This is a genomic window from Enterococcus sp. AZ140, assembly GCF_051714405.1.
GTDB lineage: Bacteria > Bacillota > Bacilli > Lactobacillales > Enterococcaceae > Enterococcus_B > Enterococcus_B pernyi.
In genome coordinates, this window is record NZ_JBIORU010000001.1 from 118976 (window position 1) to 136940 (window position 17965).

A 17965-nucleotide genomic window follows, 5' to 3' on the forward strand; every position below is an offset into this window, starting at 1 on the left:
TAATGGCTGAATTAAAAGTAACTTTAAAACGCAGTATTATCGGACGTCCTCAAAACCAACGCGATACTGTTAAAGCGTTAGGTCTTACAAAGATTAACAGTTCTGTGGTTAAGCCTGCTAATGAAGCAATCAAAGGCATGATCAACACTGTTTCTCACTTAGTGGACGTTGAAGAAGTTTAATTAAACAAATAAAATAAGAACTAGGACAATTAAGGAGGTGCCAAACCTATGAAACTTCATGAATTAAAACCCGCTGAAGGTTCACGCCAAGTACGTAACCGTGTTGGTCGTGGTACTTCTTCAGGTAACGGAAAAACTGCCGGACGTGGTCAAAAAGGACAAAAAGCTCGTTCAGGCGGTGGTGTACGTCTAGGATTCGAAGGGGGACAAACACCATTGTTCCGTCGTTTACCAAAACGTGGATTTACAAATGTTAACCGTAAGGACTACGCAGTCGTTAATTTAGATGTCTTGAATCGCTTTGAAGACGGAGCTGAAGTAACTCCTGTTGCTTTAGTAGAAGCTGGAATCGTGAAAAACGAAAAAGCTGGAATCAAAGTTTTAGCTAACGGAGAATTGAACAAAAAGTTAACTGTGAAAGCAGCTAAATTCTCAAAAGCAGCACAAGAAGCAATCGAAGCGGCTGGTGGCTCTGTTGAGGTGATCTAATGCTTAAACTATTAAAAGACGCTTTTAAGGTCAAAGATATTAGATCGAAAATCCTTTTTACTGTATTTGTTCTCTTTGTTTTTCGTTTAGGGGCACATATCACTGTTCCCGGCGTAAATGCAAGCTCATTACAAGACCTATCTAGCTTACCGTTTTTCAACATGTTGAACTTGGTAAGTGGTAGTGCAATGCAAAACTTCTCGATCTTTTCGATGGGGGTTTCGCCTTACATTACTGCTTCGATCGTTATCCAATTATTACAAATGGATATCGTGCCACGTTTTGTGGAATGGTCGAAACAAGGTGAAGTTGGTCGTAAAAAGTTGAATCAGGCAACAAGATATTTGACGTTAGTATTGGCATTTATCCAATCTGTCGGTATCACAGCAGGATTTAACCAATACGCTCAATTAGGTTTTGTCAACAATCCAAATGTCTCTACTTATGTAACGATCGGTTTGATCTTAACTGCAGGAACGATGTTTGTTACTTGGTTGGGTGAACAAATCACTGAAAAAGGTATCGGTAACGGTGTGTCAATGATCATCTTTGCAGGGATCATTTCAAGATTACCGGAAAGTGTACGTGAAATTTATGAAGATTACTTCGTAAATATCAATTCTTCCGATATCTGGAGATCTGCGATTTTCGTTGCCATCTTACTAGTTGCGGTTCTAGCAATCGTGACATTCGTAACATTTTTCCAACAAGCTGAACGTAAGATCCCGATTCAGTACACAAAACGTATAGCAGGTGCGCCAACAAGTAGTTATCTACCGTTGAAAGTAAATGCTGCTGGGGTAATTCCGGTTATCTTTGCAAGTTCATTTATTGCAACACCAAATGCTGTGTTACAAGCGTTAAGTGGCCGTTTCGGATCTGAAAACTGGTATAAAATAATGATGGAGATCTTTAACTATAATACGGTGCCTGGCGCAACGATTTATACGGTATTGATCGTCGCATTTACATTCTTCTATGCCTTTGTCCAAGTAAACCCTGAGAAATTAGCGGAGAACTTACAAAAGCAAGGAAGCTATATACCAAGTGTACGCCCTGGTAAGGGGACTGAAGAGTATGTCTCAAGCTTATTGATGCGATTAAGTACAGTCGGAGCACTATTCCTTGGTTTAGTGGCATTATTACCAATCATTGCTCAAATGGTTTGGGATCTGCCACAATCAATCGGATTAGGTGGTACAAGTCTGTTGATCGTGATCGGTGTGGCTTTAGAAACTGCGAAACAGTTAGAAGGCTTAATGCTGAAACGTAAATATGTTGGCTTTATTGAGTAAGAAAGCGTGTTGAGGTTTTTCCTCAACACACGTTCTCACATTTATTAGGAGGGAAAGCAATGAACCTCATTTTAATGGGGCTGCCAGGTGCAGGTAAAGGAACACAAGCTGAAAAAATCATTGACGCTTATGGGATTCCTCACATCTCAACAGGAGATATGTTTCGTGCAGCTATCAAAAATGAAACAGCTCTTGGCTTGGAAGCAAAGTCTTATATGGATAAAGGTGCATTAGTTCCTGATGAAGTAACAAATGGAATCGTAAAAGAGCGTTTAGCAGAACCCGATACAGAGAAAGGCTTCTTATTAGATGGCTTTCCTCGTACAATCGAGCAAGCAGAAGCTCTAGATGCAATGTTAAAAGATTTAAATAAACAAATTGATGCTGTCATCGATATCCACGTGGGTGAAGAAGTTTTGGTTGAGCGTCTAGCAGGCCGCTTCATTTGCCGTAACTGTGGAGCAACTTACCATAAAATTTTCAACCCTACAAAAGTTGAAGACACATGTGATCGTTGTGGTGGGCATGAATTCTATCAAAGAGAAGATGATAAACCTGAGACGGTTAAAAATCGTCTGGCTATCAACATCAAAAATAGTGAACCAATCTTGGCTTATTATAAAGAACAAGGTTTGCTACACACTATCGATGGTGATCGTGAAATCGATGCTGTATTTACTGATGTCCAAAAAATCATTGAAAAATAGCACGATTGCCCGTAGCCGACTTGCATTAAGCAGTTACTCTTGTCAAGTTCAATAAATTATGATAGAATATGTCAGTCCGACTTCTAGAGAATCCTCTAGATGATCCATTTTGAGAATTTTGAGGTGGGAACTGCAGTTTCCGCCATTTTATCGTGTGAAAATGCGAAACAAGTACAAGGAGGTACTGTGCGTGGCAAAAGAAGATATGATTGAAGTCGAAGGTACAGTCGTCGAAACTTTGCCGAATGCAATGTTTAAAGTTGAACTAGAAAACGGACACCAAGTTCTTGCTACTGTTTCAGGTAAAATTCGTATGCACTACATTCGTATTCTACCTGGTGACAAAGTGACGGTTGAATTGTCTCCATATGATTTAAACCGTGGCCGTATTACTTATCGCTTTAAATAATTGTACTCCGTAAAACTACAGGAGGTATTATCATGAAAGTAAGACCATCAGTAAAACCAATGTGTGAACATTGTAAAGTAATTCGTCGTAAAGGACGCGTTATGGTGATTTGCCCAGCAAATCCAAAACATAAACAACGTCAAGGATAAATGGAGGTGCACTAAATATGGCTCGTATTGCAGGAGTAGATATTCCTCGTGATAAACGTGTAGTAGTTTCACTTACTTATATCTATGGTATTGGTAACACTACTGCGAAACAAATCTTAGCTAATGCTGGCGTATCTGAAGATGTTCGCGTTCGTGAATTAACGAATGAACAAACAGATGCTATCCGTGCAGAAGTAGATAAATTAAAAGTTGAAGGGGATCTTCGTCGTGAAGTGAACTTAAACATCAAACGCTTGATGGAAATCGGTTCTTACCGTGGAATCCGTCACCGTCGTGGATTGCCTGTTCGTGGACAAAACACGAAAAACAATGCACGTACTCGTAAAGGCCCAGCTCGCGCTATCGCTGGCAAGAAAAAATAATTCTTAAGTGAAGGAGGTTAAATCTTCATGGTAGCAAAAAAAGTGAATCGTAAACGCCGTGTGAAAAAGAATATAGAAGCTGGGATTGCACATATCCACTCTACATTCAACAACACAATCATCATGATCACTGATACTCACGGAAATGCTTTAGCGTGGTCATCAGCTGGTTCATTAGGTTTCAAAGGAAGCAAAAAATCAACTCCTTTTGCCGCTCAAATGGCAGCAGAAACAGCTACAAAAGCAGCAATGGAACACGGATTAAAAACTGTTGAAGTAACAGTTAAGGGACCTGGTTCTGGACGTGAAGCAGCAATTCGTTCATTACAAGCAACAGGTTTAGAAGTGACTGCAATTCGTGACGTGACTCCAGTTCCTCATAATGGTGCCCGCCCTCCAAAACGCCGTCGTGTTTAATGAGTGCCTCTCATTTTGAGTTCTATTAGTAACGTCATTGAACAAGACACTTTTCGTTTTGAAAGGGGTAAAGATAAGAATGATTGAGTTCGAAAAACCAAGAATCGCAAAAATTGATGAAGAAAAAGATTATGGCAAGTTCATCGTTGAACCTCTTGAAAGAGGGTATGGGACTACTTTAGGGAATTCCCTACGTCGTATTTTATTATCTTCTTTGCCAGGTGCTGCCATCACTAATATTCAAATCGATGGTGTACTGCATGAATTCTCTACCATCAAAGGTGTTAGAGAAGACGTCACTCAAATCATCTTGAACATTAAAGGTTTAGCACTGAAAATGTATGGTCAAGAAGAAAAAACCCTTGAGATCGATATTACCGGACCTGCTACAGTAACTGCTGGCGATATTATCGTTGATAGTGAGGTAGAAATTCTTAACAAAGATATGTACATCTGCAGTGTATCTGAAGGTGCTACGTTCCATGCTCGCCTAACGGTGAAACCAGGACGTGGTTATGTTCAAGCAGATGAAAACAAAAAAGAAGATATGCCAATTGGTGTTCTTCCAGTCGATTCAATCTACACGCCTGTACGTCGTGTCAACTACCAAGTAGAAAACACACGTGTTGGACATCGTGAAGATTTTGATAAATTGACAATGGAGATCTGGACAGATGGTTCAATCGAACCATTGGAAGCAATGAGTTTATCTGCAAAAATCATGACTGAACATTTAGACATCTTTGTCAACCTAACTGATGAAGCGAAAAACGCTGAAATCATGGTCGAAAAAGAAGAAACACAAAAAGAAAAAATGTTAGAAATGACGATTGAAGAATTAGACTTATCTGTTCGCTCTTATAATTGCTTAAAACGTGCAGGAATCAATACTGTACAAGAACTTACGAATAAATCTGAGCCAGAAATGATCAAAGTCCGTAACTTAGGACGTAAATCATTGGAAGAAGTTAAAGCAAAATTGCATGACTTAGGTTTAGGTTTACGTAAAGAAGATTAAACCTTTTACGAAGGAGGGAAACCAACGTGAGTTATCGTAAACTAGGACGCACATCTAGCCAACGTAAAGCGATGTTGCGTGATTTAACAACTGACTTATTAATTAATGAACGTATTGTGACTACAGAAGCTCGTGCGAAAGAAGTTCGCTCAACTGCTGAAAAAATGATCACTTTAGGCAAACGCGGAGACTTACATGCACGTCGTCAAGCTGCGGCTTTCGTACGTAATGAAGTTGCTAGCGTGCGTGAAGAAAATGAGGAAATCGTTATCGAATCAGCTTTACAAAAGTTATTCAACGATATTGCACCTCGTTATGCTGAACGTCAAGGTGGCTACACTCGTATCTTGAAGACAGAACCAAGACGCGGAGACGGAGCACCAATGGTTGTCTTAGAACTTGTCTAAAATCACACTAATAACATCACTTTATGGATGATTCTTTTAGAGTGTTATGATGTTGGAAGTTACTTATTCCGAGTCTAGCTCAGCGCTGCTCCCCAAGCGATTCGTTTGGGGAGTATGCACTCATCATAAAGTGTTTTTTTGTACCTTCAATTAACTGTCAAGACAGTCTTGAAGGTATAAAAAAACATTTTAAAAATCAGAAATGATTGAAAACTAAGCAGTTTTTTGATAGGGTTAATAGGAACTTTAGGATGAAGAGGGAGTACTTATGGAGCCGATTATTGAATTAGGAAAGATTAATTACAAATACCAACCAGAAGATTTACGACCAGCATTGAAAGATGTTTCTTTCACGATCAATAAAGGAGAATGGATCGCGATTATCGGGCACAATGGTTCTGGTAAATCAACGCTTGCAAAAACGATCAATGGCTTACTCCTTCCTGAATCTGGGACGGTCAAAGTTGGTAATCAAATACTAAATGAAGAGAATATATGGACGATCCGCCAAAAAGTCGGCATGGTCTTTCAAAATCCGGACAATCAATTTGTTGGATCAACAGTAGAGGATGACGTGGCCTTTGGTTTAGAGAATCAAGGCATTCCTCGAGAAGAAATGATCGTTCGAGTGAAAGATGCTCTTGAAAAAGTTCGAATGTCTGATTTTGCGACAAGAGAACCGGTTCGTCTTTCCGGTGGACAGAAACAACGTGTGGCGATTGCCGGTGTTGTAGCCCTCCGACCAGAAATCATCATCTTGGATGAAGCAACAAGTATGTTAGATCCTGAAGGTCGTGAAGAAGTCATCACAACGATCAAAGAAATCAAAGAGGAAAGTCAACTGACCGTTATTTCAATCACGCATGATATTGATGAAGCAGCCAATGCCAATCGTATTTTTGTGATGAAAGAAGGCGAATTAGTGAATGAAGGAACACCGAAAGAGATATTCTCTGCCGGCCCCGAACTAATCAATCTAGGCTTAGATTTGCCTTTTCCCGAAAAACTAAAAAGTGCCTTGAAAGAACGTGGCATTGAAGTGCCTAAAGAATACATGACAGAAGAAAGGATGGTGGATTGGTTATGGACATCCGTTTTGAAAAAGTAAACTTTACGTACCAACCGAATACACCATTCGAGCAACGAGCTTTATTTGATATTGACTTGTTGATCAAAGAAAACAGCTACACTGCATTAGTGGGTCATACTGGAAGTGGGAAATCCACCTTGCTTCAGCATTTGAATGCGTTGATCAAACCGACGGAAGGAACTGTCCAAATCGGTGATCGTCAGATCAAACCAGATACAGATAATAAAAATTTGAAACCAATTCGAAAAAAAGTCGGTATTGTTTTTCAATTTCCAGAGGCACAGTTGTTTGAAGAAACGGTCGCAAGAGATATTGCGTTTGGCCCAAAAAACTTTGGTGTGAGTGAGGAAGAGGCGACTCTACTGGCAAAGGAGACCTTAGAGCAAGTCGGCTTAGATGAGACGTATTTAGAACGCTCGCCTTTCGAGCTGTCAGGTGGTCAAATGCGACGTGTAGCGATTGCTGGTGTTCTAGCTATGAAACCCGAAGTTCTCGTCTTAGATGAGCCAACAGCTGGGTTAGATCCACAAGGAAGAAAAGAAATGATGGATATGTTCTGGCGTTTGCATAAAGAACAGCAAATCACGATTGTATTAGTCACCCATTTGATGGACGATGTGGCAAACTATGCCGATTTTGTTTATGTATTGGAGAAAGGTCGCATTGTTAAGTGCGGCGAACCAAAAGAAGTCTTCCAACACCTTGAATGGTTAAAAGAACGGCAGTTAGGCGTACCAACAGCCACTGAGTTTGCAGAGGAACTACGTGTAAAAGGCATCCATTTTGATGAATTGCCGATTACTGCAGACGCATTAGCGGACCAATTGGTCAAACTGGTGGGAGGTACTGCTCATGATGAATAAATTGATTTTTGGTCGTTATATGCCTGGAGACTCATTTATCCATCGTTTAGATCCACGTGCAAAGTTATTGGCAAGTTTCTATTTTATCGGCATTATCTTCTTAGCCAATAACTGGCAGACATATGCCTTATTAGCGGTGTTTACTTTATTTGCTGTTTTCTTGTCAAAAGTAGATATCAAATTCTTTATTCGAGGAATCCGTCCGTTGATCTGGTTGATTCTATTCACTGTAGGTTTACAAGTACTGTTTACAAGTGGTGGAGAAACGTATTGGAGTTGGGGGATTTTCAATATCACTCAATTTGGTGTCATGAACGGACTATTTATTTTTTGTCGGTTTGTTTTGATCATCTTTATGTCCACTTTATTGACACTGACAACGCCGCCTTTAGAATTATCCGATGCGATTGAATATTTGTTACGACCATTGAAAGTTGTTCGCTTTCCAGTACATGAAGTATCGTTGATGCTTTCGATCGCTTTACGTTTTGTGCCGACATTGATGGACGAAACCGAAAAAATCATGAATGCACAGCGCGCGCGTGGTGTTGACTTTGGCGAAGGAAGTCTAGTGCAAAAAATGAAAGCGGTGATTCCTTTACTGATTCCGCTATTTGTCAGCAGTTTCAATCGTGCGGAAGATCTAGCTACAGCGATGGAAGCAAGAGGCTACCAAGGTGGGGAAGGTCGGACAAAATACCGTATCCTTCACTGGCACTTACAAGATACTATTGTTATGGTTGCTTTTGGGCTTATGACCATCGTACTAGTGTTTATCCGTAGCTAAACTTATCAAAGATGAATGAGAACAGGGGAAGATGAATGGTACGCTATAAAGCAATCATTGCCTATGATGGTACCCAGTTCAATGGTTTTCAGAAACAACCTAACGGACGAACGGTCCAAGAAGAACTGGAAAAAACCTTAAAGAAGATGGCAAATGGAAAAGAAATCACGATTTTTGGATCTGGACGGACAGATGCAGGGGTTCATGCAATCGGGCAAGTCATCCACTTTGATTATCCAGAAGAGCGACCTTTGGAACGTATGCGTTTTGGGTTAGACACGCAGTCGCCAGAAGATATTGCTGTAAAAAGTGTGGAGATTGTGCCAGAAACTTTTCACGCACGCTATCTAGTGAAAGAAAAAACCTATCAATTCAAAGTAGATATCGGAAAACCACGTAGTCCCTTCCGTAGACATTATGCAAGCTATTTTCCTTATCCAATAGATGTAGCAAAGATTGAACGAGCATTGCCTGATTTACTTGGTACGCATGATTTCACTTCGTTTTGTGCTTCTGGAAGTTCCATTGAAGATAAAGTACGGACTATCTATGAAGCCAGTTTACAGGTCAATGAAGCAGGCGATGAGTTGACGTTTACGTTTCGTGGTGATGGCTTCCTTTATAAAATGATTCGCATTTTAGTTGGAACGTTGTTAAAAATAGGCAACGATCGTTTGCCAGAAGATTGTCTGCCGGAAATCATTGCCAAAAAAGACCGCAATGCAGCGGGTCCGACTGCTCATCCGGAAGGGTTATACCTATACGAAGTAAAATATGAATAGCACACAAGAAAAAAGCGTTTCGGCAATCACCGAAACGCTTTTTTTATCTTGCGCGACGACGTTCACGTCTTGGACGGTGATCATCGCTTTCGTTTATAGGATCAATGACGCCACTAAATGGCTGACGTTTACGAAGGTACCATAGATACAAGATAAACAAGGCAATACATCCAATAAAGAGAAGTAAGCCAGGAATGAATCCTTTTGGCATGTAACTAAAAGTAATCGTATGTTCACCTTCAGGAACTTCTACCATCAAAAAGGCATCTTGGAATTTCTTCACAGGAACTTTTTCGCCATCGATTTTAGCAGTCCAACCACCATCATAAGGGATAGTCGTGGCTATCATCGTTTTTTCAGTCGCGGTTACTTTTCCTGTAGCTGTTCGACCGGTAGTAGTCATCTCTACACCGTTATTTCTGATTTGGTTGATTGCGGCTTGATACGCTACGACATCAAGTCCGACCACTTGTGGTTCCATAAAGCTGACTTCTTTGGTTCCATAGAAGCTTGCAGTGAAGGTAACCGTTGTGTCTTGTGGGTAATAACCTAAATCATAATATTGACCAGTAATGTTAATTTGAGATTTTCTAGATACACCATTGACGGTAATAGTTGCTGTAGAGCTTTCTAACTGTGCGAAATTCGTTGGAAACAGGCTGAGATATGCTTGGGTATTCGCAGGTACTTGGACTTCCCAAGTCAATTCTTTTGGTTGATTATTCGCTGTTTCACTATAAGTGACCCCATTTGTCGTTGTTGTGATCTTCGTGTTCTGTTGACTTTTTAGGGTTGGTTTGTAAAACGTAAAGAATGATTGATTCAACCCAGAAAGAGCATTCATCAAATTGGTTTGACTGGTTAGATTATCACCTATCGGCTGTTCGATCTTATTGATCGTCAAAGGTGCTTTAAAGGCTAATGGCACAGCATTACTATTTTCGTACAAAGTATAGTTGTCCGTTTGTTCGACGGATTGGAAGCCGTATTTATTAAAGCTACTGTCGTTTTTAGCAATATTGTATTTGATTCCCGTAAATCCATCCATCAACAAGGTATTATTATTGTAGCGAATGTTCAAATTTGTTCCTCTAGAACGGAAGCCTAAAGTATCCAAGTAAGAGGAAGAGTTTCGATTTCTGATTGAGGAGAACATACTGATTCCACTATAACCATAATTGATCGAATCATTCGGTGAAACAGGATCAAGGTTTTCTAATCGATAAAACGTATCGGAATCCTTTTTCGAGGCATCAACTAACGTTTTGATCTCAGGATAAGGTTCGGTATACAAACTTCTTGAGGCATAATTCCAATCATCGAGAATGCCATGGATCATACTGTTGGTATTGACTGCGGCTTCTGCTGTCATCAATAGTAACAGAAGAATACTCAAACGTTTCAGATCAAATGGGTGTTGTTGGAATAAACCAATCGTCAATGCGTAGAGCGCTAAAAAGACTAACGTCAAAACAAAGGATGTGAGCGTGACATACGTGTAACTGCCATCTGGTTTGATTCCCCAAGCTGTAGCAAAAGCAGCCGCTAGTACAATGATGACGCCTAGCAATCGCTTCTGATCCTTCTCCTGTAGCTGTTCCCAACTATGAGCCGCTAACAAGAGTACGAGAAATGAAAAGAGATAGGCATAACGGAATAAGAACATATTTGGTGCGTGCATCCCATGCCAGAATAAATTCAAAGGAACGAAATAGAAGCTAGCAATCAAGATCGCGAATAGCCCACCGAACAACAACTTATTTTTCAAGGGGAATTTGCGACTGACAAAATACAAGAGGCATAGTGCTAAAGGAAACAATCCAGCATAGATAAATGGGATCGATCCATATTTCGTCGTGTCATAAACACCCACCATGTTTTTCATCAATAAATCTAAATAAGAAGTTGCTTCCGTCTTTAATGAAGTGATCTGCGTCAACGCTTCGCCATTGGCACGTAGATCGAGAATGGCAGGCAGGATGATCACCATCGATGCACCTCCTGCTAATAAAGAGGTGATCCCATAAGGTAAAATCGTTCCTTTGTACCTCCGCCAATTCGTCAGTAGTCGTGTAACAAAGTATAAAAAGGAGAAAACCCCGACCATGAAGCCCATATAAAAACTGGATAAGAACAAAAGCAAGTAACTAACAAACAATAAAATAGGTTTCTTTTGGTCCATCACACGATGGATACCTAAAATGATCAGAGGAAGATAGACAAAGGTGTCTAACCACATGATGATCTCTGAATGGGCAGTGATAAATGAAATCGACGCATAACTGACACTTAATGCGACTTGCCCCCAATGTGGAATGCGATAGGTACGCGCTAGAAACCAGAAGGATAAACCAGCTGAACCAACCTTTAGTAAGGTGATGAGATACAAGGCATCTGGCATCAATTGATTCGGGAACAATAAAACGAGTGGTGTGAAAAGTCCACCTAAATAATAAGAAATCAATGATAGATAATTTAAGCCAAGTGAGGCATTCCACGTGTAAAAAATGCTTTGTTTCCCTAACAACATATTACGGAAGCTTGCATGAAAGTTTGAAAATTGTGAGAAAGCATCACTAGCCAAAATGCTCCGATCACTTCCTGGATAAATACCGATACTTAAATAAACCAATAAAAGAATCAGCAAAGGGATAAAGAAGCTAGCAGCTGCATAGCGGCCGTTTTCTTTTAAGAATTTTTTCAATGTTGTTTTCATTACAATTCAGTCACCAAATTTCTATTTGAAGTTATCATTAGTTTATCACATTCATGATTTTACTTGCTGAAAATACAACCAAATTCATAAAAAAATTACATTTGAAATTAAATAACATTTGTGAGTTTAAATTACATTTACATTAAGAAAATAACACAAAATAAGAAAACACTTTCTACTTTAAAATAAAGTGTTGACAGGCGTTTGCAAATGCGTTATGTTTTATTTGTAACAATTATAAAAAAACATATACCTATCACTATCTGAGGGGTAGTGGCACATAAAAGAAGACTTAAAACAATTATCTGGGTGATTGATTGTTTTAAGCCTTTTTTATTTTTTCTTCTTAAGTTTCATGTAGTTGAGGAAATGTCTCTCATTTGATAATGATTCGCAAAAAATAAAAACCGTTCATTTTGTTGAACGGTTCAAATCATTTCATTCAATTATATGCGTTCAACTTTTCCTGATTTCAACGCACGAGTTGACACCCAAACTTTTTTAGGTTTGCCGTCAATCAATACGCGAACTTTTTGTAAGTTAGGTTTAACTGTACGTTTTGTTGAGTTCATCGCATGTGAACGGTTGTTTCCACTTTTTGTCTTGCGACCTGTAAAGTAACAAACTTTTGCCATGTAAATTTCCTCCTTTGCCTTGATTTGGAGCAATAGTAAATTCAGCTCATACCAGAATAACATATCATATGGCGTAGGAATTTGCAAGCATATTTTCATAGAATTGATTGACATTTTCAGTGATTAATTGTAACGTGAACAAAGTCTTTTCCTAATTTTTTTCAATGGTTTTTGAGTACTTTAAGGGAACAACCTTTTATTTCGGTTGACGCTATGATAAAATGTGATAGTAGAAAAATGGGAATATTTTACCCGTTAAGGAGGCTCATTCATGGCTGTAAAAATTCAAACGTCAGCTGGAACCATTGAAATTACCAATGATGTCATCGCAACAGTTGTTGGTGGTGCCGCAACAGATGTATTTGGTGTTGTAGGAATGGCTAGCAAGAATCAAATCAAAGATAATATCACTGAAATTTTGCGTAAAGAAAATTACTCAAGAGGAGTAGTTGTCCGCCAAGAAGCTAATGGGATCGCAGTAGATGTTTATACAATCATTAGTTATGGCACAAAAATTTCAGAAGTTTCTCGTAATGTCCAAGAAAAAGTGAAATATAACTTGGAGACTTTACTAGGTGTTACAGCCAATTCAGTAAATGTCTTCGTGCAAGGTGTTCGTGTACTGCCAGACTAGGCAGGAGACTTGCTGACTGTTCAGCAGTCGATCTGAAGGAGGATTATCTAGGTGAGTGTAACAGAAATTAGTGCAAGCCAATTCCAGGAAATGGTTCAGTCCGGTGCGAATCGGCTACAAAAAAATGCAGAATACGTCAATTCCCTAAATGTATTCCCGGTTCCCGATGGAGATACCGGTACCAATATGAATTTATCAATGACAAGTGGTGCAAAAGCCGTTGTTGATTCTACCTCTGAAAAGGTAGGAGAATTAGCAGCGCTGTTATCTAAAGGTTTATTGATGGGGGCAAGAGGAAACTCTGGGGTTATTTTATCTCAGTTGTTCCGTGGTTTTTCAAAACAAATCCCTGATGTGACTGTTTTGACAGCAACAGATTTAGCTGCAGCTTTTACTCATGGGGTCGAAACAGCTTATAAAGCAGTAATGAAACCTGTCGAAGGAACGATCCTGACAGTCGCAAGAGAAGCTGCCAAAGCTGGTGAGAAAAAAGCAAAATCAACAGACGATGTGATCGAAGTCATGACTGCGGTCGTTAAAGGTGGAAAACGTGCATTAGCAAAAACACCTGATTTGTTGCCTGTATTAAAAGAAGTAGGCGTTGTTGACAGTGGTGGACAAGGACTATTATTCGTATACGAAGGTTTTTTAACTGCGTTGAATGGTGAATACCAAGCAGACGAGGTCTATGAACCATCTCCTGCTCAAATGGACGATATGGTAAATGCAGAGCATCATCGTAGTGTGCAAGGTCAGTTAGCAACTGAGGATATCCATTATGGTTACTGTACAGAAATCATGGTGAAGATCGGTGAAGGTCCAACTGTAGATAGTACATTTGATTATGAAGAGTTTCGTAACTATCTAGATGGCCTTGGGGATTCCCTGTTAGTGGTCAATGACGATGAAATCATCAAAGTACACGTTCATACAGAAAACCCTGGGGAAGTCATGAATTACGGACAGAAATTTGGTTCCCTAGTGAAAGTCAAAGTGGACAACATGCGTTTGCAACACGAAACGATCTTAGAACATGACCAAGCCCCTTCAGCGCCGGTCGCACAAACGAAGCCTCGTGTACCTTACGGGATCGTTGCCATCGCAGCCGGAAAAGGTGTGCAAGAGTTATTTGAAAGTCTAGGAGCAAACTACGTGATCAGTGGTGGACAGACGATGAATCCAAGTACGGAAGATATCGTGAAAGCGATCAATGAAGTGAATGCAGATAAAGTCATCATCTTACCGAATAACAAAAATATCTTTATGGCAGCTGATCAAGCTGCTGAAGTGGCTGAACTTCCAGTTGCTGTTGTTCCATCAAAAACAGTTTCTCAAGGATTGACAGCGATGTTGTCCTTCAATGAACAAGCAACGTTAGAAGAAAATAAAGAAACGATGACAGATGTGCTTTCAAGTGTTGTCAGTGGTCAAGTGACACATGCGATCCGCGACACGATGATCGACGGAGTGAAAATCACAGAAGGTGATTTCTTAGGGATGATCGATGGGAAAATCGTGATCTCTAATCCAGACATCTTAGCGACATCACTTGCTACATTAGAGCAAATGATCAACGAGGATACTGAGATCGTCACGATATTAACCGGAGAAGACGGGTCTGCAAAGCAAGCACAAGCATTTGCGGCTCAACTGAGCGACAAATATCCTGAGTTAGAAATCGAGATCCATCAAGGAGATCAACCTGTCTATCCTTATTTATTTTCTGCTGAATAATACAGCCTGAAGCCGATAGATAAAGCAGAAAATCATTTGAAAGGATCTTCGGTCAACGATTTGCAAATCGTTGACCAAGTTCCTTTTTTTGTTAAAGGAGGGAAATCTTATGCGTTCGTTAGCTGATCCAGTCACAGTGCTGGCAGGTGTTGGTCAAAAAAGAGCGGATAGCTTGGCTAGTCTAGGCATCCATACAATCGAAGACTTATTAACTTACTATCCTTTTCGTTATGAAGATATCCAAGAAAGAAATCTAAACGAAATCCAAGACCAAGAAAAAGTTACATTAAAAGGGTTAGTTGTCTCTCCGCCAGTAATGAGTCGTTTTGGTTACAAAAAAAGCCGACTACAGTTTCGAATGATGCAAGAACATGAAGTATTCAATGTTTCTTTCTTCAATCAGCCCTATTTGAAAGATAAAGTCATTTTATCTGAAGAAATCGCAGTTTATGGGAAATGGGATGCGAAACGTAAAGCACTAAATGGGATGAAGATCCTTGGTTCGCAAAGTCCAGATGATTTCTCTCCGATCTATCATGTGAACAAATCCATTCGCCAAACGACACTGGTCGATCTGATCCGTCGAGGGTTTAGTGAGTATGGTGATTTGATTGAAGAAAACTTACCACTATCTTTAATTGAAAAATACCGTTTGCTTGATCGTCCAACTGCTGTAAGAAGTATGCATTTTCCGCAAAATCATGAGGAAAATCATCAAGCCAAACGACGGATTGTTTTTGAAGAATTCTTTTTTTTCCAGATGCAGTTACAAGGACTGAAAAAAGCCGAAAAGTCTGAAAAGAATGGCTTAGAGATCCTTTATGATGTGGAACGATTAAAACAATTTACAAAAAAGTTGCCGTTTGAATTAACGACGGCACAAAAACGTGTCACTAATGAAATTTGCCGTGATCTCCGTAATCCACACCATATGCAGCGTTTGTTGCAAGGGGATGTGGGAAGTGGAAAGACCGTTGTTGCTGCGATTGCTTTATATGCGACAGTGACTGCTGGCTTTCAAGGAGCGTTGATGGTCCCAACAGAAATATTGGCGCAACAACATATGGAAAGTTTATCCCAATTATTTGACCCAAATGAAGTGACCGTTGCGTTATTGACCGGATCAACGAAAGCAAAAGAACGTCGCGAGCTATTAGAACGGTTAGAAAATGGGGAAATCGATATCGTCGTGGGAACACATGCACTGATTCAAGAAGGTGTCGCATTCCAAAATCTGGGTTTAGTGATCACCGATGAGCAACATCGTTTTGGCGTGAACCAACGAAAAGTATTGCGTGAGAAGGGTTGGCGTCCAGATGTGTTGTTTATGACTGCCACCCCTATCCCTCGAACTTTAGCAATTACAGCATACGGCGAAATGGATGTATCTGTAATCGACGAGCTTCCCGCTGGACGGATTCCGATCGAAACAAGATGGGTCCGAACACCTCAATTAGATAGCGTGCTAGAATGGACCTATAAAGAATTGCGCAGAGGGCATCAAATGTATGTGATTTGTCCATTGATTGAGGAGTCCGAAGCGTTAGATGTGAAAAATGCAGTGGAAATTTACGAAAAACTTCGTGAGTTATTTGCACCAGAATATGAAGTTGGCTTGTTGCATGGTAAAATGAAGAATCAAGAAAAAGATCAGATCATGGAAACATTCAAAGAAAATCAACTCCAGATCTTAGTGTCAACCACAGTGATCGAGGTCGGTGTCAATGTGCCGAATGCAACGGTCATGTTGATCATGGATGCGGATCGTTTTGGATTAGCTCAGCTGCATCAGTTGCGTGGGCGTGTCGGCCGAGGAAGTGAGGCTTCTTATTGTATCCTCGTGGCAAATCCGAAAAATGAACTGGGTGTCGAACGAATGAAAATCATGACAGAAACCACGAATGGCTTTATCTTGAGTGAAAAGGATTTAGAATTACGAGGGCCTGGAGAGGTATTTGGCTTCCGTCAATCCGGCTTGCCAGAATTTGCGATCGCAGATCTAGTAACAGATGGGAATGTCTTAGAAGTTGCCCGTGAAGAAGCTGCGGCAATCTGGCAAATCAAAGACTGGCAGTTATTACCTGAATATCAACCATTAACAGCCAAGTTGCAATTAGGCGAACAAGATAATCGTTATTTTGATTAACAGATTATCAATACTTTCAAAATGATGACAAGGAGTGGAAATAATAATGAGAATTGCAGTAGATGCAATGGGCGGAGATCACGCACCACAAGCCATTGTGGAAGGAATCGCTCTAGCACAAAAAGATTTCCCTGAGTTGGAATTTGTTCTTTACGGTAAAGAATCAGAGATCAAAAAATATTTGACAGACGAAAAAAATATCACAATCGTCCATACTGACGAAAAAATCAATAGTGATGACGAACCAGTTAAAGCGATCCGTCGCAAGAAAACTGCTTCAATGGTTTTAGCTGCCCAAGCAGTTAAAAATGGGGAAGCAGATGCGATTTTTTCAGCAGGAAATACAGGAGCCTTACTAGCAGCTGGCTTGTTTATTGTTGGACGCATCAAAAACATCGAACGCCCTGGACTAATGTCCACATTGCCAGTTATTGGCAAAGAAGGCGAAGGGTTTGATATGCTAGATTTAGGTGCAAATGCAGAAAACAAACCAGAGCATCTTTTACAATATGGTATTTTAGGGTCATTTTATGCGAGAAAAGTTCGTGGTATCGGACGACCTCGTGTCGCATTGCTCAATAATGGGACGGAAGAGACTAAGGGCAGTGAATTGACAAAACAAGCCTTTGAACTTTTGCAAAATGAAACAAGCTTGAACTTCATTGGCAATGTGGAAGCGCGTGACTTACTAAATGGTGTGGCAGACGTCGTAGTAACCGATGGTTTTACCGGAAATGCAGTGTTGAAATCCATTGAAGGCACAGCGATGAATATGATGACCTTATTGAAATCTGCCATCTTGAATGAAGGCATCAAAGGTAAAATGGGTGCATTACTGCTAAAAGACGGTTTGCGCTCTTTGAAATCTGAAATGGACTATTCAAAACATGGAGGAGCTGTTTTATTTGGATTGAAAGCACCAGTTATCAAAACGCATGGTGCAACTGGACCAGATGCAGTTCGCTATACGATCCGTCAAATCCGTACAATGCTTGAAACCAATGTTGTAGGACAACTGGTAGAGCAATTTGAGAAAAAAGAGGACTAAATTTTCTACGAATTGACAAGCTGATGGAGAAAAAAGGGTGGACATTCCAAAAAATTGTCAGTAAAATTAGCTAT

20 protein-coding genes are annotated in these 17965 nt (G+C 40.1%); 18 read left to right on the top strand and 2 right to left on the bottom strand.

Going from position 1 to position 17965, the window contains the following annotated elements:
- The first annotated feature begins 2 nt into the window (after positions 1 to 2).
- The 14 genes from rpmD (at position 3) to truA (ending at position 8978) form a co-directional block, all read left to right on the top strand.
- A complete protein-coding gene (rpmD, locus tag IGJ39_RS00590; RefSeq protein WP_010734455.1) occupies positions 3 to 182 on the top strand; it encodes a 50S ribosomal protein L30 in 180 nt (59 codons plus the stop codon).
- 48 nt (positions 183 to 230) lie between these two features.
- Positions 231 to 671: a 50S ribosomal protein L15 gene (rplO, locus tag IGJ39_RS00595; protein ID WP_010734454.1), complete on the top strand. Its 441-nt coding sequence runs from the start codon at positions 231 to 233 to the stop codon at positions 669 to 671.
- Positions 671 to 1966 (top strand): preprotein translocase subunit SecY, encoded by a 1296-nt coding sequence (secY, locus tag IGJ39_RS00600; protein ID WP_019723012.1) that lies wholly within the window; start codon positions 671 to 673, stop codon positions 1964 to 1966. Before rplO ends, secY begins: the two co-directional genes overlap by 1 nt.
- A 59-nt stretch (positions 1967 to 2025) precedes the next feature.
- Positions 2026 to 2673: an adenylate kinase gene (locus IGJ39_RS00605; protein ID WP_010734452.1), complete on the top strand. Its 648-nt coding sequence runs from the start codon at positions 2026 to 2028 to the stop codon at positions 2671 to 2673.
- A 190-nt stretch (positions 2674 to 2863) separates the two neighbouring features.
- A complete protein-coding gene (gene infA / locus IGJ39_RS00610) occupies positions 2864 to 3082 on the top strand; it encodes a translation initiation factor IF-1 (RefSeq protein WP_002288695.1) in 219 nt (72 codons plus the stop codon).
- A 32-nt stretch (positions 3083 to 3114) separates the two neighbouring features.
- Positions 3115 to 3231 (top strand): 50S ribosomal protein L36, encoded by a 117-nt coding sequence (gene rpmJ, locus IGJ39_RS00615; RefSeq protein ID WP_002288710.1) that lies wholly within the window; start codon positions 3115 to 3117, stop codon positions 3229 to 3231.
- A 17-nt stretch (positions 3232 to 3248) separates the two neighbouring features.
- Positions 3249 to 3614, top strand: coding sequence for a 30S ribosomal protein S13 (gene rpsM, locus IGJ39_RS00620; protein ID WP_010734451.1), 366 nt, complete (start codon positions 3249 to 3251; stop codon positions 3612 to 3614).
- A gap of 27 nt (positions 3615 to 3641) precedes the next feature.
- Positions 3642 to 4031 carry a 30S ribosomal protein S11 gene (gene rpsK, locus IGJ39_RS00625; protein ID WP_010734450.1) on the top strand — a complete coding sequence of 130 codons (390 nt, stop codon included), beginning with the start codon at positions 3642 to 3644 and terminating at the stop codon, positions 4029 to 4031.
- Between the two features lie 79 nt (positions 4032 to 4110).
- Positions 4111 to 5049 carry a DNA-directed RNA polymerase subunit alpha gene (locus tag IGJ39_RS00630; protein ID WP_005880735.1) on the top strand — a complete coding sequence of 313 codons (939 nt, stop codon included), beginning with the start codon at positions 4111 to 4113 and terminating at the stop codon, positions 5047 to 5049.
- Positions 5050 to 5075: 26 nt separating this feature from the next.
- Positions 5076 to 5456, top strand: coding sequence for a 50S ribosomal protein L17 (gene rplQ, locus IGJ39_RS00635; RefSeq protein ID WP_010734449.1), 381 nt, complete (start codon positions 5076 to 5078; stop codon positions 5454 to 5456).
- Positions 5457 to 5724: 268 nt separating this feature from the next.
- The gene (locus IGJ39_RS00640) at positions 5725 to 6564 is read left to right on the top strand and encodes an energy-coupling factor ABC transporter ATP-binding protein (protein ID WP_010734448.1); all 840 of its coding nucleotides are present in this window, start codon (positions 5725 to 5727) and stop codon (positions 6562 to 6564) included.
- Complete coding sequence (locus IGJ39_RS00645; RefSeq protein WP_010734447.1) at positions 6540 to 7409, top strand: energy-coupling factor ABC transporter ATP-binding protein; 870 nt, start codon at positions 6540 to 6542, stop codon at positions 7407 to 7409. Before IGJ39_RS00640 ends, IGJ39_RS00645 begins: the two co-directional genes overlap by 25 nt.
- Positions 7399 to 8196, top strand: a complete 798-nt coding sequence (locus IGJ39_RS00650; protein ID WP_019722576.1) for an energy-coupling factor transporter transmembrane component T family protein — start codon at positions 7399 to 7401, stop codon at positions 8194 to 8196. Before IGJ39_RS00645 ends, IGJ39_RS00650 begins: the two co-directional genes overlap by 11 nt.
- Before the next feature lie 35 nt (positions 8197 to 8231).
- Positions 8232 to 8978 (top strand): tRNA pseudouridine(38-40) synthase TruA, encoded by a 747-nt coding sequence (gene truA, locus IGJ39_RS00655; protein ID WP_010734445.1) that lies wholly within the window; start codon positions 8232 to 8234, stop codon positions 8976 to 8978.
- Positions 8979 to 9021: 43 nt separating this feature from the next.
- Here the strand turns inward: truA and IGJ39_RS00660 are convergent, their stop codons facing one another.
- Together IGJ39_RS00660 and rpmB are read right to left on the bottom strand one after the other, a co-directional pair.
- A complete protein-coding gene (locus tag IGJ39_RS00660) occupies positions 9022 to 11694 on the bottom strand; it encodes a YfhO family protein (protein WP_019722577.1) in 2673 nt (890 codons plus the stop codon).
- A gap of 446 nt (positions 11695 to 12140) precedes the next feature.
- Complete coding sequence (rpmB, locus tag IGJ39_RS00665) at positions 12141 to 12329, bottom strand: 50S ribosomal protein L28 (protein WP_019722578.1); 189 nt, start codon at positions 12327 to 12329, stop codon at positions 12141 to 12143.
- Positions 12330 to 12600: 271 nt separating this feature from the next.
- Here rpmB and IGJ39_RS00670 point away from each other — a divergent pair, with 271 nt between their 5' ends.
- From IGJ39_RS00670 to plsX, 4 genes are all read left to right on the top strand, one after another.
- Positions 12601 to 12963, top strand: coding sequence for an Asp23/Gls24 family envelope stress response protein (locus IGJ39_RS00670; protein ID WP_010720424.1), 363 nt, complete (start codon positions 12601 to 12603; stop codon positions 12961 to 12963).
- Between the two features lie 51 nt (positions 12964 to 13014).
- Positions 13015 to 14697: a DAK2 domain-containing protein gene (locus IGJ39_RS00675; RefSeq protein WP_019722579.1), complete on the top strand. Its 1683-nt coding sequence runs from the start codon at positions 13015 to 13017 to the stop codon at positions 14695 to 14697.
- Between the two features lie 109 nt (positions 14698 to 14806).
- Complete coding sequence (gene recG, locus IGJ39_RS00680) at positions 14807 to 16843, top strand: ATP-dependent DNA helicase RecG (RefSeq protein ID WP_019722580.1); 2037 nt, start codon at positions 14807 to 14809, stop codon at positions 16841 to 16843.
- A gap of 46 nt (positions 16844 to 16889) precedes the next feature.
- Positions 16890 to 17891, top strand: a complete 1002-nt coding sequence (gene plsX / locus IGJ39_RS00685) for a phosphate acyltransferase PlsX (RefSeq protein ID WP_019722581.1) — start codon at positions 16890 to 16892, stop codon at positions 17889 to 17891.
- The last annotated feature ends 74 nt before the right edge of the window (positions 17892 to 17965 follow it).